This window comes from Xenorhabdus sp. Sc-CR9, from assembly GCF_963897815.1.
Taxonomy (GTDB): domain Bacteria; phylum Pseudomonadota; class Gammaproteobacteria; order Enterobacterales; family Enterobacteriaceae; genus Xenorhabdus.
Genome location: NZ_CAWQTY010000201.1, coordinates 1 through 21,800 on the forward strand (window position 1 = coordinate 1; position 21,800 = coordinate 21,800).

General features: G+C 43.4%; 17 protein-coding genes. 6 read left to right on the plus strand and 11 right to left on the minus strand.

The features are described from left to right. Together hslO and pckA are read left to right on the plus strand one after the other, a co-directional pair. A partial coding sequence (gene hslO / locus AACQ81_RS15350; protein ID WP_237387817.1) for an Hsp33 family molecular chaperone HslO occupies window positions 1-866 on the plus strand: 866 nt, incomplete at its 5' end. A gap of 362 nt (window positions 867-1,228) precedes the next feature. Beyond that, window positions 1,229-2,848 (plus strand): phosphoenolpyruvate carboxykinase (ATP), encoded by a 1,620-nt coding sequence (gene pckA / locus AACQ81_RS15355; protein WP_237387818.1) that lies wholly within the window; start codon window positions 1,229-1,231, stop codon window positions 2,846-2,848. Between the two features lie 74 nt (window positions 2,849-2,922). Here the strand turns inward: pckA and AACQ81_RS15360 are convergent, their stop codons facing one another. The 5 genes from AACQ81_RS15360 to AACQ81_RS15380 form a co-directional block, all read right to left on the minus strand. Then, entirely contained in the window at window positions 2,923-3,618 is a 696-nt protein-coding gene (locus AACQ81_RS15360) for a pirin family protein (RefSeq protein ID WP_237387819.1), read from the minus strand. A 296-nt stretch (window positions 3,619-3,914) separates the two neighbouring features. After that, window positions 3,915-4,844 (minus strand): GNAT family N-acetyltransferase, encoded by a 930-nt coding sequence (locus AACQ81_RS15365; RefSeq protein WP_237387820.1) that lies wholly within the window; start codon window positions 4,842-4,844, stop codon window positions 3,915-3,917. 12 nt (window positions 4,845-4,856) lie between these two features. Beyond that, window positions 4,857-6,101, minus strand: a complete 1,245-nt coding sequence (locus AACQ81_RS15370; RefSeq protein WP_237387821.1) for a phenylacetate--CoA ligase family protein — start codon at window positions 6,099-6,101, stop codon at window positions 4,857-4,859. A gap of 31 nt (window positions 6,102-6,132) precedes the next feature. Continuing rightward, window positions 6,133-8,541 (minus strand): acyl-CoA reductase, encoded by a 2,409-nt coding sequence (locus AACQ81_RS15375; RefSeq protein WP_237387822.1) that lies wholly within the window; start codon window positions 8,539-8,541, stop codon window positions 6,133-6,135. Window position 8,542: 1 nt separating this feature from the next. Further along, window positions 8,543-9,673, minus strand: a complete 1,131-nt coding sequence (locus tag AACQ81_RS15380) for a LuxE/PaaK family acyltransferase (RefSeq protein ID WP_237387823.1) — start codon at window positions 9,671-9,673, stop codon at window positions 8,543-8,545. A gap of 750 nt (window positions 9,674-10,423) precedes the next feature. On the opposite strand from AACQ81_RS15380, the gene AACQ81_RS15385 reads away from it, so the two are divergent. Beyond that, window positions 10,424-11,356 carry a retropepsin-like domain-containing protein gene (locus tag AACQ81_RS15385; protein ID WP_237387824.1) on the plus strand — a complete coding sequence of 311 codons (933 nt, stop codon included), beginning with the start codon at window positions 10,424-10,426 and terminating at the stop codon, window positions 11,354-11,356. A 178-nt stretch (window positions 11,357-11,534) separates the two neighbouring features. Here the strand turns inward: AACQ81_RS15385 and AACQ81_RS15390 are convergent, their stop codons facing one another. After that, entirely contained in the window at window positions 11,535-12,761 is a 1,227-nt protein-coding gene (locus AACQ81_RS15390; RefSeq protein WP_237387825.1) for an NAD(P)/FAD-dependent oxidoreductase, read from the minus strand. A gap of 297 nt (window positions 12,762-13,058) precedes the next feature. Here AACQ81_RS15390 and pitA point away from each other — a divergent pair, with 297 nt between their 5' ends. Then, on the plus strand, window positions 13,059-14,549 hold the full coding sequence (pitA, locus tag AACQ81_RS15395) for an inorganic phosphate transporter PitA (RefSeq protein WP_237387826.1): 1,491 nt from the start codon (window positions 13,059-13,061) through the stop codon (window positions 14,547-14,549). A 113-nt stretch (window positions 14,550-14,662) separates the two neighbouring features. Here the strand turns inward: pitA and uspB are convergent, their stop codons facing one another. Then, a complete protein-coding gene (uspB, locus tag AACQ81_RS15400) occupies window positions 14,663-14,992 on the minus strand; it encodes a universal stress protein UspB (protein ID WP_237387827.1) in 330 nt (109 codons plus the stop codon). A gap of 351 nt (window positions 14,993-15,343) precedes the next feature. Between uspB and uspA the strand changes: the two genes are divergently transcribed. Both uspA and gdhA read left to right on the plus strand, forming a co-directional pair. After that, a complete protein-coding gene (gene uspA / locus AACQ81_RS15405) occupies window positions 15,344-15,775 on the plus strand; it encodes a universal stress protein UspA (RefSeq protein ID WP_092553860.1) in 432 nt (143 codons plus the stop codon). A 258-nt stretch (window positions 15,776-16,033) separates the two neighbouring features. Then, window positions 16,034-17,377, plus strand: coding sequence for an NADP-specific glutamate dehydrogenase (gene gdhA, locus AACQ81_RS15410; protein ID WP_237387828.1), 1,344 nt, complete (start codon window positions 16,034-16,036; stop codon window positions 17,375-17,377). A 664-nt stretch (window positions 17,378-18,041) separates the two neighbouring features. Here gdhA and AACQ81_RS15415 read toward each other — a convergent pair. The 4 genes from AACQ81_RS15415 to AACQ81_RS15430 all read right to left on the minus strand — a co-directional run bounded on the left by AACQ81_RS15415 (window position 18,042) and on the right by AACQ81_RS15430 (window position 21,688). Continuing rightward, on the minus strand, window positions 18,042-18,893 hold the full coding sequence (locus AACQ81_RS15415) for a hypothetical protein (protein WP_237387829.1): 852 nt from the start codon (window positions 18,891-18,893) through the stop codon (window positions 18,042-18,044). Window positions 18,894-18,945: 52 nt separating this feature from the next. After that, window positions 18,946-20,568 (minus strand): hypothetical protein, encoded by a 1,623-nt coding sequence (locus AACQ81_RS15420; protein ID WP_237387830.1) that lies wholly within the window; start codon window positions 20,566-20,568, stop codon window positions 18,946-18,948. Then, window positions 20,568-20,855, minus strand: a complete 288-nt coding sequence (locus AACQ81_RS15425; RefSeq protein ID WP_237387831.1) for an IS630 transposase-related protein — start codon at window positions 20,853-20,855, stop codon at window positions 20,568-20,570. The genes AACQ81_RS15420 and AACQ81_RS15425 overlap by 1 nt, the downstream gene beginning before the upstream one ends. Before the next feature lie 83 nt (window positions 20,856-20,938). After that, entirely contained in the window at window positions 20,939-21,688 is a 750-nt protein-coding gene (locus tag AACQ81_RS15430) for an alpha/beta fold hydrolase (protein ID WP_237387832.1), read from the minus strand. Window positions 21,689-21,800: the final 112 nt, after the last annotated feature.

A 21,800-nucleotide genomic window follows, 5' to 3' on the forward strand; every position in this document is an offset into this window, starting at 1 on the left:
AGCATGACCAATTACACCGCTTTTTATTTGAAAGCCACTCTGTTAGGGGAGAACTGGTTTCCGTCAGTGAGACGTACCAGCGTATGTTGGAAAATCATGACTTTCCACAACCTGTGCAGCGACTATTAGGTGAATTGTTGGTCGCAACCAGCTTGTTGACGGCCACGTTGAAATTCAACGGGGATATTACGGTACAAATTCAAGGTGATGGTCCGGTCAAACTGGCGGTGATTAATGGCAATAACCAGCAGCAGATGCGCGGAACAGCCCGCATTGATGGCAAAGTAAATGCTGCGGGCAGCTTGCATGACATGATAGGCAATGGCTACATGGTCATCACTGTCACTCCGACAGAAGGTGAACGCTATCAGGGCGTTGTAGCACTGGAAGGCGAAACGCTGGCGGAGTGTCTGGATGCCTACTTCAAACAGTCTGAGCAGATACCGACACGCCTGTTTATCCGTACCGGAATTCAGGATGGGAAAATGGCGGCAGGCGGCATGTTATTGCAGATCCTGCCGGACGCTCAGGAAAGCAGTGAAGATCTTCTTGAACATCTGGTGCAACTTACTGCAACCATCAAAGGAGAAGAGCTGTTCACACTGAACGCGGAAGAGATTTTGCATCGCCTTTATCATGAAGAAGATGTCACACTTTATGAGCCTCAGCAGGTCGAATTCCGTTGTTCCTGTTCCCAACAACGCTGCGCTGATACGTTGGTGACACTGCCTGATGCTGATCTTCAGGAAATTCTGCATAAAGATGGCAAAATCGATATGGAATGTGAGTTTTGTGGCACGCATTATATTTTCGATGAGAAAGATATCAGTGAAATAAAGACAGTGAAAAAAGAACAGTTGCACTGATTCTTTTGGTTTCACTAATAGATGCGGTTGCACTAATCGCGTGAATAACTGTTTATTAGGGGCGTAGCATGCGCCCTTTTTACTGTTAATCCCTTTCTCATTCCGTGTTCTGTGTCTCATATAAACTCAAAAAAATTAATGCAATTTCAATTTTTTGATAGCAATCGCTGTTAATTAGTCATAATTATTTATTATCCCCCGCAGAGATATACCCATTGGATTTCAAGATGCAGCGCGACGGCAAGGAGCTAATCCCCTGGAGCATAGATAACTATGTGACCGGGGTGAGTGAGCGCAGCCAACAAAGCGGCAACTTGAAAGACGACAGGTATAGATAAGGTATAACTGACCAGGAGCAACAAATGAGCGTTACAGGTATTACTGAGCAGGAACTTGCGGTTTATGGTATTCGTGATATTGGTGAAATTGTTTATAACCCAAGTTATGAACTGTTATTTTCTGAAGAAACCCAACCCTCACTACAAGGATATGAGCGTGGCATACTAACTAACCTTGGTGCTGTCTCAGTGGATACGGGCATTTTCACCGGACGTTCTCCTAAAGATAAATACATCGTCCGCGATGATGTTACCCGTGATACCGTATGGTGGGCAGATCAGGGTAAAGGTAAGAACGATAATAAACCGCTCAGTCAGGAAACTTGGTCTCATCTTAAAGGTTTGGTTACTCAACAACTTTCAGGCAAACGTTTGTTTGTCGTGGATGCTTTCTGCGGGGCCAATGCAGATACGCGTCTGAAAGTACGTTTTATCACGGAAGTGGCGTGGCAGGCACATTTCGTGAAAAATATGTTTATTCGTCCATCTGACGAAGAGCTGGTTGACTTCACGCCTGATTTTATTGTGATGAATGGTGCTAAGTGCACGAACCCACAATGGAAAGAACAAGGACTGAATTCAGAAAACTTTGTTGCTTTTAACCTGACAGAACGGATGCAATTGATTGGTGGTACCTGGTACGGCGGTGAAATGAAAAAAGGGATGTTCTCAATGATGAACTACCTGCTGCCACTTAAAGGTATCGCTTCCATGCACTGCTCCGCCAATGTAGGCGGGAAAGGGGATGTCGCCATTTTCTTCGGCCTTTCCGGTACAGGTAAAACCACCCTTTCCACAGATCCTAAGCGCAAGCTTATCGGTGATGATGAACACGGTTGGGATGATGACGGTGTATTTAACTTTGAAGGTGGTTGTTACGCAAAAACCATCAACTTGTCCAAAGAAGCTGAACCGGATATCTATCACGCCATTCGCCGCGATGCTCTGCTGGAGAACGTCACTGTACTGGCTGATGGTTCGGTTGATTTCAATGATGGTTCCAAGACAGAAAATACCCGCGTTTCTTATCCTATCTACCACATTGACAATATTGTTAAACCTGTATCAAAAGCAGGACACGCTACTAAAGTCATTTTTCTGACGGCAGATGCTTTCGGTGTACTGCCTCCGGTTTCTCGCCTGACACCAGAACAGACCCAATATCACTTCCTGTCTGGTTTTACCGCAAAACTGGCGGGAACTGAACGCGGTGTAACAGAGCCAACACCAACCTTCTCTGCGTGCTTTGGTGCGGCATTCCTGTCGCTGCATCCGACGCAGTATGCAGAAGTGCTGGTTAAGCGCATGCAGGCATCAGGTGCGAAAGCTTATCTGGTCAATACGGGCTGGAACGGCACTGGAAAACGCATTTCTATCAAGGATACCCGTGCGATTATTGATGCTATCTTAAATAGTGATATTGAAGACGTGGATACTATCGAACTGCCGATTTTTGATTTGTCTGTACCGACTACATTACCGGGTGTAGATACGACTATTCTGGACCCCCGCAACACTTATGCGGATAAATCCGAATGGGATGTTAAAGCAAAAGATTTGGCACAACGTTTTGTCGATAACTTTGATAAATACACCGATACCGCTGCGGGTGCGGCATTGGTGAAATCAGGGCCTAAGCTGTAATAACGCTTTGATTAATCAAATATGAGAAAACCCTATCTGGCCAGATAGGGTTTTTTTCAAATCAAATTTGCGATTCACTGGGGTGGAAGGTCGAACAGCAATACTTCACTCTCTTGGTTTGCGCTCAATTGAAGATGGGACTCATCCCAAATGGCGATACCGTCGCTGGTGGTAGCCAGTATCCCATTAATTGTCACTTCTCCGCTAACAATCTGAATCCAGATTTTTCTTGCTTTATCTACTGCATATTCACTTTTTTCGCCATTTTTTAATGCCCAGCGCCACAATGTCATGTCCTGAAAAACTTTCAGGGAGCCGGCATGGGCATCGGGAGAAAGGATCAATTGGCGGCCTGCAACAGTATCAAAGCGGTGCTGTTCATAACGGGGAGCCAGATTCGTTTTTTCCGGAAGGAGCCAGATTTGGTAAAGATGCAACTGGCTATCATGATTTGGGTTATATTCAGAATGACGAATGCCGGTTCCTGCACTCATAATCTGGAATTCTCCCGCAGACACTTGCCCTTTATTCCCCATACTGTCCTGATGCTCGACTGTCCCGGATAGCACATAGGTCAATATTTCCATATCCTTGTGGGGGTGCATACCGAATCCCTGACCGGCATCAATGATGTCTTCATTAATGACCCTGAGCACAGAAAAGCCCATGAAATTTTCATCATAATAGTTGGCAAAGGAAAACGTGTGCCAGCTATCCAGCCAGCCATGATTGGCATGACCCCGTTCTGAAGCTTGACGTAAATAAATCATTTTCAAAATCCCTCAAAGTTTTTTGTAGTCTAGTTGAAGGGGGGAAATATGAAAGGCCGGAAATTTAATCTTAGAATTCAAAATATTTGAATAATAAATAAGAGAGTAAAAGGGCAAAAAAAAAGCCAACATTAAGTTGGCTTATAAAGTAAACACTGGAAGCAATGTGAGCAATGTCGTACTTTCACATGAACCCTGAAGGTGGTGCACTGAAAGTGTAGTAATGATAATCGTTCTCAATATCATTTGTAAAGTGTTTTTTTAATCAAATTTAGCTCATTTTGTTATTGGGGTGGTTAATACTCCCCCAATTCCATTTGATAGAGGTGTTGCGTACCTGTGTCGTGAAACTGGTATGGTGCCAATTGGTAGCCTCGTAACCACAGCAAAAACCATCCATTATGCTCATCGGGGCACAGCCCTGCGAACCGGAATCCGCCTTTTTTGAGTGATGGGCATAATGTCAGAGATTCTTCACAGGCAGGCAGTTTTAAGTAGATTAACTGTCCGGCTGGAAAATCAATGACTTCTGACAAAAAATCAGATGGAACATCGTACAGCGTAATTTCCAAGCGACGCCCGGATTTTTTGATGCTAAATGGCTCTGAGGTAAAAGAACGACGACATACTTGTTGTGCATAAGGTGATGATTCACCAATATATTGTCTGATTTGATCAACCCAGTTGCGCCAAGGCTGAGGCCAGTTCAGTTTAGGCAACGGCAATGATTTCAGAGGTAAGATGCCCTGTACAATACTTTCAGGCTCTGGCAACCCAAATGGAGAATCAACATAATCCAGCATCAGTGCTGTGGAATAAAAGCCTAAATTTCGAGCGATATACTGGCTTTTCGGATGCGAACAAACCTGTTTCATCGTCAGTAACTTATAGTTTTGCTCTTTCGCATAATGGCATAAATAACTGCCGAGAGACTTAGCTATGCCATAGCCCTGAAAATCAGGCTCTACGGCAATGAGTGCAAGCTCAGCATGGTTTTGGTGCACTGCGTCCTTAACCAACGAAGCATGACCAATGAGGCGTCCTTGATAGAACGCCAAGGCTGAATACCACTGTCCTGTGACTTGATAATCATCAATCAGCCTGGGCAGGTAGATGTCAGGATAGACATACGCATCGCCGTAGACTGCACGGAACAATTGGCTGATTTTTTTATCATCACCCGACTGATAGCTTTGAATCTGAATAGCGGAAGGGAAGATAGTCATCGATTTCAACCTTTAATTATAGCTACGCAGATCCACAACCCGTTGCAATTTCCCTGATCGTGGGTGCGTGTACATATCATCAATATTGGTCTGGACGATTTCCAACATATTTTGCTCTGTGCAATCCTTGCCCAGACTTGGAAAGGCAGCCAGTACCCTATGGCGTATCTTGCCGATATCGACAGGTTGAAGGCTTGCCACCAATAATCTGATTTTATCTTGCCCTGCCTGTTGGGATAGCTCTAACTGCCAGGCCAGAAGCTCAGTCTGTTGTGATAACTGTGCGGCCAAATCGTCAGGGAATAATGACAGTGTCCCAAACCGAATCCGATAACCCTGATTGGCTCGCCCTTGCAGGGCAAATCTACGGTATTCCTGTTCCGGCTCACACCAGCAAGCCAAATCGCCGGTAGGATAGCGAATAACAGGCATAAGCCGACGTTGCAGATTAGTCACAACTAATAGTCCTTTGTGCCCCGGTGTTGTGATCGGCTGGCGGGTAATTTCATCCACGATTTCAACAATCGTATCTTCATCAAATACCCGGTGTTCTCCTTGCTGACACTCAGGATCAGCAAAGCCGATCAAACCAGCATCAACACTGGCACAACCGATTGATCCCAAACGTGCTTTAGGAAAGACTTGTCTAATGATGGCGGTTTGCGCATCAAACAGACTTTCTCCCCCGTAAAGAATGGTCTCTACCATCGGCAAAGTTTGCCCCGTATCTTTCAGGTAATAGGCAAATCGAATTAATTGAACCGGTACACCCGCCAGTACGTTTATATTGTGGAGCTTGATATTATTGGTCAGTAATTCATCCTCAACCTTGCAGGTGAAAGGAAATTCCACGATAGGGAGTGGCGCTTTTGATAATGCGCCGTGGATAAATATAAAGCTGGTATAAAGGTCGCCGGCAAAAAATAGGTTGGCTACCCGATCTCCTGGCCTTAATTGATGTGCAATACCCTGACCAAAGACGTGAGTAAATGCTTTCCACTCTTGTTGGCTAAAAACTGACAATCGTCCATCGCTGGTAGAGCCGCCTGTTTTATATACATGACCGCCTTCCAATGGTGCGGTCAGAACCGGCCATGCTTGTAAATCGTTTGATTGTGCCCAGTAATTACCGGGTTCCACGAGAGGCAAATCTTCCAGAGTCCAGTTTTCCGGAACGGACTTGTAGAGATCTTGATAATAGGCAGAATGCTCGCGCGCATGATGGAACAAATCAATCAATGTCGTTCTGGTCATCATCTTAATGTCACTCAATTAATATTTACGCAAATTAATATCTACGCAAGTCAATGAACAATGGTGTTTTTCCGCTGTGTGCATTTCGCTGGAACTCAGTGGCTGAGGTAGAAATCACATCTAAACTCAGTAATTCTCCTTCAAGGACTTCGGCGAGTTTTTCATCCTGCAACAAACGCTGACGTACAGCGGCCGGATCAGAATGGTCAGCCAACAGCCGAACGCTATCGACGCCGTTACTGTTATGATCAATTATCCATTGAACCGGTAATCCCAATTGTTCAGAGAAGTCAGCCAGATTGACGAAAATACTGCCTATGCGTAATAACGAGCCGTGGCGCCCCATAAGCCGGAAGCGTGGTGAGGACAGGCCACAGGAACAAGGTTGGTTTACCCAGTAGCCGAGATCGCCTAAATCATAACGCTGGACAGGTTGTGCCTCACGATGCAGCGAAGTAAAGATCAGACGACCCGTCCCGCCATCGGCCACAGGTTGATCATTTTCTTCATTGAGGATTTCCAGCCATTGGGTATCAGTCATTAAATGGAAAACCCCCTCTTCGCTGGCAGCACATGCGTGGCCTACCGGACCGGCATCCACTGAACCGTAGATCGTTGAGCGGATCAGAGTAATGCCAAAACTGGTCAGGAAAGTCCGCTGATTTATATTCAAGTGTTCACCACCCGAAAACAGCTTACGAACGCCGCCGTATTCACGCAGCCTGGCTTCTTCGTTCAGAAATAACCGATGCAACGTACTTGGCATTCCCACCAGCGTATTAATGCGTTGGTTTACGATTAAATCGGCAATTTCGCTGAAATCATTGTCGGCAGGGCCGCCCATCGGATATTGAGCTACGCCCAATTTATCCAGAATGGTAAAAAAGCTCATCATCCCGCCATACAATTTCCCGCCATATAACAGGTTCATAACCCGGTCGGTTGTTGGCTCAAGACCTGATGAAAATACGCCATCGGCAGCCGCCTGCATTTGGCGGTGATAATCCTGATAGCTGTAAGCGGCCAGTTTAGGCTCGCCACTACTTCCGCCACTGCGGAAAAATAGGCGGGATTTATCATTCGGCACCAGAGAGTGGAAATCCGCCTTATTCAGTACCGGCAAATTTTCCAACCCATGTGGACGGGTTGGTGGAATATCAAGGTGAGCGCAGCCAGCCATCAAGTTGGGGGAAAGGCTTACAGAGACGCGCTTAGTCAGGCGTGACAGCGCATAAACACCGTCGTGCGGCTCTCCGCTATAGCCGCCATGCATTTGTCCCGGAGGCGTGATGCGGTTGACGCCGGCTGCAAACAGGGCGTGGCTCATTTCAGTGATATATTCCTGATGAGTAATCAAAGCACAACTTTGCAGATGGTTACGCCAAGGCAGCAAAATAGAACACAAGCGTTGGCGGGGTGCCGGACGTATCTGCAATGTGCGGAACAAAGGGGAAGCCGCCAGTTCCTCTTCATGTCGCCATATTACCCGCCATCCGTCGGCCTGCCAGATTTCGCCACGTACCTGCGTAAAGGCAAGATCGAGTTTTTGGAACGCTGTTTGGGTCGTAATTTCAGCCGCTTCCTGAATATCTGGTTTCAAAGCCGGATGCAATTCAGAGCGACGTTGCAGTGCAGCAGCCATACGCTGTCCGATGTTTCGCAAAACTTCGGGTTCGTCACTATCGACCAGTAAACATTGCGGACTGGAACAGGCTTGTTGGTCATAACAACAAACATCATCGGCCAGCGCATCCAATAGGGCATCATCGGCGGCTTCAGGATTTAACCAGGCAAAACTGATGCGATGTCCCCAATCTATCCAGCGACAACCGGTTGGCAGTTGAGCGCGTATGGACTCCAGAGCAGAATCTCTGCCCCAGGCAGAAACCGCGTCCGCCTGAACAAGTAACCCGGCTAATTGCGTTATAGGTAACGGCAGTACAACTATCCGATCAGTTAAAGCCCCTGAAATATCGTGAGCCAAAAACTCAGCCAAGAGTTGTGCACTGAATCCTTTATCGCTGCTGCTGGGACGTAACCAGTTAATATTGCCGACCAGCAAACTTTCTATCACTGCCATAAAGGGCAGGAGTTCAGCATTGGATGGGGTGATATGGACAACCAGTCCCAGAGGTTTCCAGGCTTCATAGCGATTTTCATCATAATCGAATCGACGCAGCGAAAAGGCATTCTGCCCGAGTTCCCGCTCCAGTTTTGTTTGCAGGACTTCGCGCTGGCAGAAGGCGATCAGCGCTTCACGGGCTTTGGCATTGAACAGAGGATGATCGTCAAGACCTGACAGATAATCAGCAAAGCGTTGCGCGCAATCCAGTACCTGCCCGGAAGTATGCGGGTGTGCCAGTAGCTCAGGTAGCCGTTCACGCAAATCTGCGATTTTGTGTTCTGCCGAAATTAGGGTATTAATTGTATTCACGGAAGACATATCAAGATCTCTTAATCAATTCAGAAGCGGCAATCGCACAACTACGCGTTTTACTGGTGCCAGCACGACCAAGCAGTTCAAACCAGTCAGTATTCAGTTCACAACCACAGCTTTCACCGGAATGCAGCACAGCGAGGTCGCTGGTGACGATGCTGTGGGCAGGGCATGAAGTGATAAAAGGAGATGTAAAATGCAGGAAACCCGGTTCGCCATAAGGCTGACGGGATAAATCAGTGGTGTGGCGAGTGTAAGCACGGGCATAAACTGGCACATGAAAATTATGGTGTGAACATTCAACATAAGGCACCGGATGCTCAACTGAACCATAACCATCACGGCACCGAATATCGGGGATACCGAGTTGCTCAGCCAGGCGCTGATACAGTTCTTGTTTCGGAATGGATTTATCGGCATGAGTCTTCCAGCCACCGCCGAGGAAAACCAAAGATTCAGGATGTAATTTGAGTGATGGCAGCCCCATTTGCTCCATTCTTTGCAGGGTAAACCACAGAAAGGCAGGGAAACCGAAAATACGCACAGGTAACCCTTCCTCAGCAAATTGCTGAAGCGCCGCAATGGTGCCGAAAGGGTCGAATTCATTACCTTGCCCATTATGGCGCAAAGCGTAATAAGCTCGATTCACTGGGGCATATTTACATAAAAATTGATCGGTATAGGCCGTACCTAAAGTAACGGCACCTGCGGGTTCGTAACTCAGTAACAAATAGTTACAAGGTTGGTCTGGGGTATTCCAGCCATAATAATCGAAAATACAATCCACCATATGTTGGGCAGCTGTAATACTGTCGGTGTCATAGCGCATGCGGCTTTTCTGCCCGGTCGTTCCGGATGATGTCAGTTCCAGCGCATCTTTCGCGCTGTCGCTGAGTATCAGATTACGTTTGAAATAATTGGCAAAAAGCAAAGGCAGGTTTGACCAATCTTCCTGCGCCATTATTGCTTGTTCATCCAGCCCATGCTCAGTCAGCCACTGTTTATAACCAGAGGTATGTTCACAGTGATAGAGCGTTAATTCCCGCATGGCGGCATCAAATAATGCATCATATTCGTCACAGGCACGATAAGGGTGTGTGACAGCACACAGCGCTTTGACGTGAGGTAGATTTTGCATATTCATACTCATTCTCAGTAACAATGACAGAGGGACGGTAATCGGGCGATCAGCAAAACAATACCGCTGATAAATAGTTCAGGTTGCCCACTGTATTTGTTTTCTCTTTTCGGATTTAAGTAAAAAAATTAATAAATTTTCTAATTCGCATGCTTAGCGTAATGATTCCCAATAGGTTTTATTTGTTAGTTAATGTAATAAATAAAGATACCTGATTTAGTTAGTTTTCGAGGCATTATTGGGGAATGATGTTGTAGATAACCGACATAAATGAAGACTATCATTTAGTTTATCTTCAATAGATCGCCATTATATAGCGTGTTTTTCTGCTTTTTGTAGTTAAAATCGGACTTGTGTTTGCGGGGCGCATTATTCCAAAGCCTAACGTAACAATCAAACGATTTTTCTAATGTTTTTTGCTGATTCAGATGTTTTAGGTGGTTATTATTCAATAGGTTCATTTCAATATTTATTATAGTATTATTTATGATTTTAGTTAAGAGGAGACAGAGAATTCCAGTGGTCTGAGGAGTGGTTTGAGGAGTGATTTGAGGAATAGTAATACGTCACTTATTTATATAAACGAATACTCAATTTGGTTGGCGCATTTGGTGCAGGAAAAAGCAGAGTCAATATTTTGTATATAATAATTAACGGTTATCTATGGAATTCGTAGCTACTGTTCAATGCTGATTGCAATGGCGGACAGGATTTTTAATTTAACTATGAACGCATAAATGGAGAATTTTCATGTACTTCTCATTAAATAAACATTTCAACGCAGTCATATTTATTGTTTTCTCTTCTGTTATCTCGCTGTTTGTTCCTGCTTCTATGGCTTCAGAAGAAGTCATGCATATACATTTTCAATTGGATAAATACACTCAACCCATAGCAAATCTTAAAATTGATGGTAAAGATGAAAAGTTTCTGATCGATATCGGGTCACCTGATGCTCTCCATTTATCGGAAAAAATGATGTCGGAAATTCCCGGTTTAGTTATAGCGCCTGAGAAAGCACGCTCCACTAACACCATAGGCCAAGTTTTTTTGAAGGATAAATTTAACATTCCACAGCTTTCGATAAATGGCATGATATTTAAGGATATTAGCGGGGTTTCCTTTACGCCATGGGCAGTCAATTTGAGTCAGGATGGTAATCATCAAACAGATAACAGCTCTCTTGCGTCGATGGTAATTGGTCTGGATTTATTTAAGGGAAAGGCGGTTCTTATTGATTATAAAGGCCAGCGATTATCAGTTTCTGACCATTTGCAAGGGTTGGGAGTCAATGTTTCTGATGGTTGGATTAAATTACCACTGAGAGATACTCAAGAAGGTCTTGCTGTCAAAGTTTCACACAATGCTAATAGCTACAACATGATCTTGGATACGGGGGCATCAAGTTCGTTTTTCTGGAAAGAAAGGTTGAAGTCTTCTCCCGTTAATCTTTCCTGTAAGGTTATGTTTAAACACGCGGATAATGATGAATGCGAAGTATCGGCATTTCAATTTGATGAAGAGGGCGCGAGAGGAGTAAAATTGAATGCGGTCTTGTTTGATGGGAAGTCTGTTCAGTTAAATGCTGATGGACTTATCGGGAATAACTTCTTCAGTGAATACGCAGTATTAATCGACTTTTCTGGTAAGAAATTATTCATTAAACATAACTCGCAGGGATGAGTAAAAGGGGAATATTTTGTTTTGGAAATTGAACAGTACAAATTTCCACTAAGGCATAATTATCCCGCTCAACTCGAAATCCATTGGATATAAGATCGTTATCTGAGTCTCCATTATCGGGTATAGATAGGGTGATATTTACCCGCTATTAATGAAGACTCAACAGCACTAACTGTTCTCAGCTTGCCTGACGAGAAAATAGTACGATTTGTTCACAGGCAGCCAACGCCTGCGCACAAGCCCAGGCTGAACTCCATGCCCACTGGAAGTTATACCCGCCGAGCCAGCCGGTCACATCGACTACTTCACCGATAAAATAGAGTCCTTTCACTTTATGGGTTTCCATTGTTTTTGATGACAACTCATTCGTATCCACCCCGCCGAGAGTCACCTCTGCCGTGCGATAGCCTTCTGTTCCATTCGGCAGCACGTTCCAGCATTGCAGAGTTATGATCAGATCTTTTTTCTGGGCAGGGTTAAGTTGCTTCAGGGAAAGCTCCGGCAATTGACCAAGCGACTGCAAACATTCAACCAAACGTTTAGGCAGTAGCTTAGCCAGCGTATTTTTCAAACCCTGATTCGGATGTGATTCCCGTTCTCGATCCAAAAAAATCTCTAAATCTGTATCAGGAAGTAAGTTAATACTCACATACTCACCGGGTTGCCAGTAACTGGAGATCTGCAAGATAGCAGGGCCGGAAAGACCGCGGTGGGTGAAGAGGATATTCTCCCTGAATACTGTGCCATCTTTTGCGGTTACCACAGAAGGAACAGCCACGCCTGAGAGTGTTTGCAGTTGTTCCAATAGCGGTTTATGCAGAGTAAAGGGAACCAATGCCGCTCGTGTGGGCAGGATATTGAGGTCAAATTGTTCTGCGATGCGATAACCTAAAGGTGATGCGCCTAAGCCGGGCATTGACAATCCACCGGATGCCACAACAAGTGAGTGTGTGCTTACTTGTTTTCCTTCTGCGGTAACGACAAAGCCCTGTTCTTTCTTCTCTACATGTGTGACTTCACTGCGCAACCGGATGGTGGCTTTCCCTATCTCGCACTCTTTCAATAGTAAGTCTATAATTTGTTGAGCTGAGTCATTGCAGAAAAGTTGTCCCAAGATTTTTTCGTGATAAGGGATGCCATAGCGTTGCACGAGAGCAATAAAATCCCATTGAGTATAGCGAGCAAGTGCTGACTTACAAAAATGGTGATTGGCAGAAAGGTAGGCCGCCGGTTCGGTATACATATTGGTAAAATTACAGCGCCCGCCTCCGGACATCAAAATTTTACGGCCTGCTTTTTTACCATTATCCAGAACCAGGACATTGAGTCCGGCTTGACCTGCCTGAGCAGCACAAAACAAGCCGGCAGCGCCAGCACCAATAATAATTACATCAAATTTTTCCATTAGTCTGTCTCTTTTGACCGGGTTATTTTGTAGGAAATTACTGTATTGTGGGGGCAGCGCTCACGAACTACAGAGAAAAATACATATTTGGTTTAATTTTTTGCTAAAAAAGTTATTTTTCTTCAAAAAAATATCAGAATATTAAAATTAAATAACTATTTGATATAGTTGATAAATGTAAGATTTTTCTATTGCTTTATTGCCATTAAATCAAAAAAAGGTCATATTTTTCTTTTCCCGCTCACGATTGTCACTGATAATGCGCGCGTTCATGTCCTACTAACTGGCTTAACGTCTATGCTACATCTGTTTACTGGCCTGGAATTTTATACCGGCCTTATGTTAGTGCTTGCTCTGTTGTTTGTGCTTTTCTATGAAGCCATCAATGGGTTTCATGATACCGCAAACGCAGTAGCAACTGTTATTTATACCCGGGCGATGCGTTCGCAGTTTGCCGTTGTCATGGCAGGGGTTTTTAACTTTTTTGGTGTTCTCCTTGGTGGATTAAGTGTCGCATACGCGATTGTGCATCTGCTGCCTACGGATCTTCTGCTAAATGTCAGTTCAGCTCACGGTTTGGCTATGGTTTTTTCCATGCTGCTGGCGGCGATTATCTGGAATTTAGGTACGTGGTATTTCGGTATTCCAGCATCTAGTTCTCACACGTTGATCGGTTCTATTATCGGTATCGGCTTGACCAATGCGATAGTGACCAGTTCTTCGGTGGTTGATGCGTTAAATATTCCGAAGATGATACAGATTTTCATGTCCTTGATCCTGTCTCCTCTTATTGGCCTGATCATTGCCGGAGCGATGGTGTTTTTGCTGCGCCGTTATTGGAGCGGAACCAAAAAACGTCGCCGTATCCACATGACGCCTGCTGAACGTGAAAAACAGGATGGTAAACGTAAACCGCCATTCTGGACACGTACTGCCCTGATTATTTCCGCTGTTGGTGTGAGTTTCTCCCACGGCGCGAATGATGGTCAGAAAGGTATCGGTCTGATCATGCTGGTGCTGATTGGCGTTGCGCCTGCGGGTTTTGTCGTCAATATGAACTCAACCAGCTATGACATTGCCCGTACTCACGATGCTGTTGTCCATTTGAAGCAGTATTATGAGCAGCACGGCCCGGCACTGGCTCATGCTATTGAGCTGGCTCCAGCCACTCCTAATGCAGAAGATCAATTGGATATGCAGTTCCGCTGTGACAGCTCACGCGCATTAGTAGTTCTGAATAAAGCTGAGAACATGCTGGTGAGTATCCAGAATTACAGCGAGTTGAATCCGGATCAGCGCAACAATATGCGTCGTATGCTGATGTGCGTCGCAGATACGGCTAGTGCTGTGGCTAAACTGCCAGAAACAAGTCATGAAGATGCCCGTTTCCTGAATAAGCTGCGTAAAGATCTGCTGAGTACGGTGGAATATGCGCCGTTGTGGATCATCGTTGCTGTGGCACTTGCTCTGTCTTTAGGCACTATGGTGGGTTGGAAGCGCGTAGCTGTCACCATCGGTGAGAAGATTGGCAAAAAAGGCATGACTTATGCTCAGGGTGTTTCTGCACAGGTTACGGCAGCGGTTTCTATTGGAGTTGCCAGTTATACAGGTATGCCGGTGTCAACAACACAGGTACTCTCTTCTGCGGTAGCGGGTACGATGTTGGTTGATGGTGGTGGTGTGCAGAGCAAGACCATCAAAAATATCATGTTGGCATGGATTCTGACTCTGCCAATTTCAATTGTATTGTCAGGCATGCTGTACTGGATTGCCCTGAAACTGATCTAACGACCTCTTAGAAAAAAGGGTTGGCTCTGCGTCTTTGCAAGCCAACCTTTTTTATTTTCACCTGTTTTTTTGTTCACGTTAATTCTCAAACCCTCACTACATTCTAAGACCACTTAAAAGACGCTTGCTATCAGACATAGCACAACGATGCCACAAAGAATTTCCGTCAATATAAATTGTTTCCTCAACCTTTCGCACAACAAAATGACATCGGGATTGTGGTGGTTGATATAACTTTGTGAATTGATGTAGCGCACTAGCCGGATTTGTTTGTTGAACTGACTGTTGGTGGTAAAAAAGCCATTGCCATCAACAGATTGATACAGCATGGGGTCAGACTCACGCAGGATTGACAGGAGCACACGGAGCGAAGAAAAGTAACGTAGCATGTTAACAATGCAGATGAGGAAAACAGCCCAAAAGAGAACCACAGTATTGAACATACTCCCTCCTAATTATTGTGGTTGCAAACGCAGCCAGTAAAGAAGAAACCAATAGAAAAGATTCCAACTTGAATAGTAACTATATTAAATTTTAGACAGAAATACAGTGCATTGTGTATTCATGGTCGCGTGAAAATGGGAGACTTATTTTAGCTAAAGTTTAGGTAAATCATGGTGAGATATTTCTGAGGGATATATTTTTTGGCTTTCTTCAGTTAGTTAAGAGAGTAAAACAGTAAGTTGTGATCAAAACAACACTCATAACGCATCTTAAGCGGTTATAGTATAAACATCGAATCATGGCGTTTAATGCTGCCAATATATTTAATCGACGTTATGGAAGGAGTTCTTATGGCCTATAAACATATTCTTGTTGCGGTTGATTTATCTCCAGAAAGTCAGGTTTTGGTGGAGAAAGCTGTGTCAATGGCGAAACCGTACAATGCCAAAGTTTCCCTGATCCATGTTGATGTTAACTACTCTGATCTGTATACCGGTCTGATTGACGTTAATCTTGGTGATATGCAGGAGCGTATTGCGGATGAAACCCGTAATTCCCTGAAAGAGCTATCTACCCGCGCAGGTTATCCTGTTCAGGAAACGTTGAGCGGTAGCGGTGATTTAGCACAAGTCCTAGTTGATGCTATTAAACAATATGACATGGATTTGGTTGTATGTGGTCACCATCAGGATTTTTGGAGCAAGTTAATGTCTTCAGCTCGCCAGCTTATTAACACCGTTCATGTTGATATGTTGATCGTACCTTTGCGTGATGAAGAATAATCTTCGGCTGAAAATTTATTCTATAAAATCGCCTGCTTATGCAGGCGATTTTTTTGCCCACGAAAAGATGATGAAACTGGTTCAGAAATTGTCAAAGATATTTTTATGGAAACCAATAAAAAATAGTTGTTGAAATTTAAGCATAAGATAGTGCTATATTCAGAAAGCAAACCGTAGTTACCTCACATTTTCGACAAAAAAATAATATGGAAAATGGCTAGGGGTCATCACTTCTGAATGACAAAAAGGAAGCTCTAAATGAATGTTGCATCATCTTTAATCTCATTTCTCGATTCGATTCAGTACCAAAACCCGCATCAACCGGAATATCTACAGGCAGTACGAGAAGTGTTGACCTCTCTCTGGCCTTTTCTTGAACAAAACCCGCAATACTGTGAGCAAGGATTATTAGAGCGCTTGGTCGAACCGGAAAGAGTAATTCAATTCCGCGTTTGTTGGGTTGATGATCAAGGCAAAGTACAGCTTAACCGAGCGTGGAGAGTTCAGTTCAGTTCCGCCATCGGGCCATTCAAGGGAGGGATGCGTTTTCATCCTTCTGTTAACCTTTCCATCCTGAAGTTTCTGGGTTTTGAACAGACGCTGAAAAATGCGCTGACAACGTTGCCAATGGGGGGCGGAAAAGGCGGTTCGGATTTTGATCCCAAAGGAAAAAGTCACGGTGAAATCATGCGTTTCTGTCAGGCATTGATGACAGAGCTTTTCCGTCATTTAGGGCCTGATACTGATGTGCCTGCGGGAGACATTGGTGTAGGAAGCCGTGAAGTGGGCTTTATGGCAGGCATGATGAAAAAATTGTCCAACAATACAGCATGTGTTTTCACGGGGAAGGGGCTTTCTTTCGGGGGCAGTTTGATCCGCCCTGAAGCCACCGGATATGGGCTGGTTTATTTTACCCATGAGATGCTAAAACGGCATGGAATGGGGCTTGAAGGGATGCGGGTTTCTGTATCTGGTGCAGGAAATGTCGCCCAATATACTATCGAAAAATGTATGGAACTGGGTGCAAAAGTCATTACAGCCTCGGATTCGGGGGGAACCGTATTGGATGAGGAAGGTTTTACGCCGGAAAAACTGGCTCATCTTGAAGAGATCAAAAACCAGCGTTATGGTCGCGTAGAAGAATATGCCAAAGAGCGTGGATTGATCTTTCTTGAGAGTCAGGATCCGTGGTCAATCCCTGTGGATATTGCCCTGCCTTGTGCGACTCAGAATGAATTGGATCTGGAAGCAGCAAAGACACTAATTAAAAATGGCGTGAAAGCGGTCGCGGAAGGCGCCAATATGCCTGCGACAATTGCGGCGACTGATGCTTTCTTTGAAGCCGGTGTTTTGTTTGCACCGGGTAAGGCTGCCAATGCCGGTGGTGTGGCAACGTCTGGACTGGAGATGGCGCAAAACGCAGCCCGCCTGAGTTGGAAAGCGGAGAAAGTGGATATTCGCTTGCATCACATCATGCTCGATATCCATCAAGCTTGTGTAGAATATGGCGGAGAAGATAAACAGACCAACTACGTACAAGGTGCAAACATTGCTGGTTTTGTCAAAGTCGCGGATGCAATGTTATCGCAGGGGATTGTGTAATTTAGTCATTGCGTAACTCGGTTTTTTTAGGTTGGAATGTATACTCAGCTAATTCTGTTATAACTTCCGACCCAAAGCCGAGTTGGTTACAGTCTTTGAAAGTTTATCTGGAGATATTTTCATTGCTCAACATTGAGAAATATAGATATGCCATGTGGTTATACCATCCGAAGTATGGCGATCACAGGAGTATGAAAAATATAGTAATTAATTGATTAATAGTCATTTTTAATTTATAAGATCAACAAAATACCCCCAGAAAATTTTATCTGAATTTGTATACCTTAGTAGTTATATATTCATAATAGTGATTAATGAGCTATTCAGCCATGAGAAATAATGATATCGAATGTTGCTGTATCTCACGGCTGGGGTATGAAGTTATTTTCCTGTGTTATCGCGGCATTTGCGTTCGATAAGATTATCGTTCATATCAAAATAAAGTCAGTTCAGATTAGCGAATTTTTTAAAATTCGATAATAAGAGTTTTTACTTTATCGAAATGCAAATAGATTATTATTAATAAAATTTATAGCGACACATTTTTTAATATGGATCGCTATAAATAAAAACCAAATCAAAACTCAAGTATAGCTATAAGTGTTAATCGTTTTCTCATTTAAGAAAAAATCACTCAGCTATATGAATACAAGTAATTTACTTATTATCTGGCAATAACAACCTTCCCATCAATAATGGATAGATATGGATCATATGTATAAATATACTCAGTTCCATTCTTATCCATTATTATTGGAGAGCGGCCGAAATTCCCTTTTTCTAAACGAAATAGCCGCCCTTCTTTATACTTGACTAATCTGTAATCTTGCCATTTAGGGGACATTCTGGGTGTATATATCTTGCTATCAGTCAATCTTTCAAAATTCATTGAATCAAAAAATATTTTGGCGCTACTATTATCAGCCATTGCCCATTCATCCCATGCAGGTTTACTTATTTTCCATAATTTATCGAGATCCTTATGTGCAAGAGTATTGAGAATTTCTTGATAGAAATTTTTAATCTCAGGGAGGTCATTTTCTGTCACTGGACGTGCTTTAGTCCACATCCAATCGGGTAATCCATTCAGGTTAAATGATTTTCTTGCCTTGTAAAAGCCTTCATCACCAGGTGTGGTTGCCATCCCCGTGAATGCAAACTCTGATCCTGTTCTTCCTATTTGATTGAGAGACTCTGATGTCAGGGTATTGCCCTCCTTATCGACAGTCAATTTGATATGACTGATTATTTCCTCGTCACCGACAGCAGATACTTTTTTTAATGTGGTTTCACACCGGGCGTTGGGATCAAATTTATTTGATTTTTCAGATGTTCTATCCTTAAAAAGTAATTCTATGGTATTAGTACCATTTTCCAGAAAAGCAGTTGCATTTAGACCACTGGATTGGACGCCATGTGTACCCGCACCGCGATTATTCATAGCAGGCATACCATTTACGCTTAAATAGCAAAAACTTTTACTTGTGTTCATTGAGAGTAAGTATTTATAGTCCATTTTAGATTTTCCTAAGGCATTATTTGATAAAATACATGCAAAAAATAGAACACTAACCCAACGAAATCCGATACGTCGACTCTTCTTTAGACAGTGGTTTTTGGAATACCCATTCTTTTTCAGCATTTGTATTTACTCCGTTGTCTTTCTCTTCATCATTTTCATTGTCTTCCTTACCTACACCGAAAGCCAATTCTACATTTACCATTGCTTTTATACCGTCATGGTAATATACCAAATCCAAAACTTTTTCATTTTGGGGATTTGGGGCGAATCCAATAAGTCCTTTAGCGTCTGCCGTGGCAGTTGCATTTACATAGCCAGAAATAATGCCGTAACGCACCCCTCCACGGATACTGGCTTCGGCTTTAATACTAAATCCCACTTCGAATATGTCGTCTTTTTTAAATGACCAATCTCCTTTTTCATCCGATTCCCAACCAAATTTTACATCTAAAGCTCCCTCTGTAATGAGATTTAATTCTGCACCTGCATAAGCACCATTTTCACCTTTCTTCACTTTTTCTTCATAGACTTCCCCTGCCTCACGAAGCATAGAAACAGCGGTATTGATTTTAAAAGCAGCGGCGACGAGTTGGATAACATCGAGCTTTAATGATAATCCGAACAGAGGGGAAGCCGAAATTTCAGCACCAAATTTGCGGTATAATTTAAAATCGTCACTATGAGAAAGCTCATATTCGCCATGAACTTGAATTTCAGGATAAAGAACTTCCAATTTCAGAATATTAAATTTATCACGGGGATGACCTGAGGTGAGGAAATTTGTGAATTTATCAATATTCTGTTTGAGTGAGTCAATGGATTTTAAGGTATTGTTACTTTTCTTAAATTCCTTTTCTAATAAGGTTTTTTTCCATGTTTGACTCGCTCCGCCTTTTTGAGTTTTAACGCTTCCTTCAATAGAATAAGCATTCCTTACTGCATAACGTGTCGTGTCATTGCGCCAGCCTCTGTGTCCTCTCTGTCCTAGACCTTGTTCTCTATTAGTTTTACGTTGCTGCTTTTTTCTTTCTTGGTCTGTAAATTCATCCACTTCTTTATCAGCACTAAACGTCAGATCAACTTCTATCTTTTCCTTAGTCGCTAAATAAATATTTGAGTTAAGTGCCGTTTTTTTGCCACGGAGATAGGAGAATACTTTGTTTATTCCAGACAGTGTTTCCTTTGTTAGGGGTTTGTTCGAACATTCATCAACCAGAATCTGGTAATGTTGTTTCTCTATTCCCGCATAGAAGTCCTTGTCTAAGAAACGTTTTAAAATCATGAATGGACCTGGTATTAAAGTTAAAAAATCCTGTTGCGTTTTATCGTAAAACAGTTTTCCTTTGTACGTATTTTTTGGGGAAAACTGAGCAATAGGTTGAGCCTGTTCATTGAATACATTACCAATTGGACATTCTGGATTATGGGAGATACAACCTTTACTGACCGAACTTAACTTAATTTCTACATTCGGTTTTTCTTCCTTAGGCCATTCATCCAGAGAGGTAAACGTTGTTTTTGGTGCATCAAGCACATAATAGAGGGCTTGTGGGAACCAAGATTGTGTATAGCTGAAGGTTTTATCCCCCAATATAACATCGATTTTGTGAGTACAATCGTCAGGATTATCACAGCCGCATATTGCAGAACCTGCCTTTGTTGACCACATCAATTCAGCCGTTTCAATGCGTAATAGACAGCTGACTGCGTGACCCCCGGGAGTTTTGCTCTTTCCCATTGATAATCATCAGGATAATTTTGGACCTCAATGAGGAGCGTCTCATCACTGATTTTAGTGGGCGGTTTATCACGGGTTACACAGGGTTCTATTTTTTGGCTCCAGCGAAACAGAGTGCGGATAGAGATATCAAAATGGACACTCGTTTGTTCGAACGTTAATGAATGTTTGTCTTTGTATACCAGAACTTTCTTTCGGAAATCTAAGCTGTAACCCATCTTATCACTCTGCCTTGCCATTAGAGTTCAAGAATTATGCCATAATATTCTGATTCTGCTATAGTGTAGTATGTGGTGCATGTTTAAACACCAGTCTCTATCCTAGCAGTTTGATTGAAATTTTTAGCCAGAAATCTCATCATTTCCCCTAAAATCTCGTCTGACTTTTCAAGAATGGGTATATGAGCAGCATCCCGCAATACTACTAGTTTTCCACCACGAGCAATTGCCATTTCTTGTGCGGCTGTGGGTGTAGCGACAATATCATTTTCGCCGACTAATACTAGTACTGGAACTTTCTTATTCTTTGGTTGCCCCGGTTTAATCTGTGATAATGCTTCGGCACATCTCGCATAACCTTCTGCTGAGGTACGGCATAACATCTGTTTCATTCCTATCGCCGATGGTGTGTCACGAAACGCTGGCGTTACCCAACGTGAGAAGATTTCTTGAACTCGATGGTCTAATCCACAATTGAGGATATCATCGGCTATTGAACTCCAGATAGACTGTGCAGCTGGTGCGAGATAAGTGTCAATCAGCACCATTGACAAGAGCCGTTCAGGTACACTGTCGGCTAAATACTGTGCTATCAGCCCCCCGATCGAGACACCAGCTACCGAAAACACATCGATTCCGAAATAATCCGCAACACTGAGTACATCTTTGGCTAGATCCTCCATGAGAAAAGAATCCTGTCCAACTTCACTAAGACCATGACCTCGCATATCCAGACGTAGCACACGATAGTTTCGAGTTAAAGTCGAAATCAGTGGATCCCAAAGGTGTAAATTAGTTCCAAGAGAGTGAAGTAACACTAAATAGTTTGTCATAATGGTGAGACTCTTATATTTCTCATTTCTTTCCAATCCGTTAACGAAGCCCTTTTCAAAAAAATTTTCACATTACGAATAAGCTGCCACATAAATTGGCAACAATGATTGC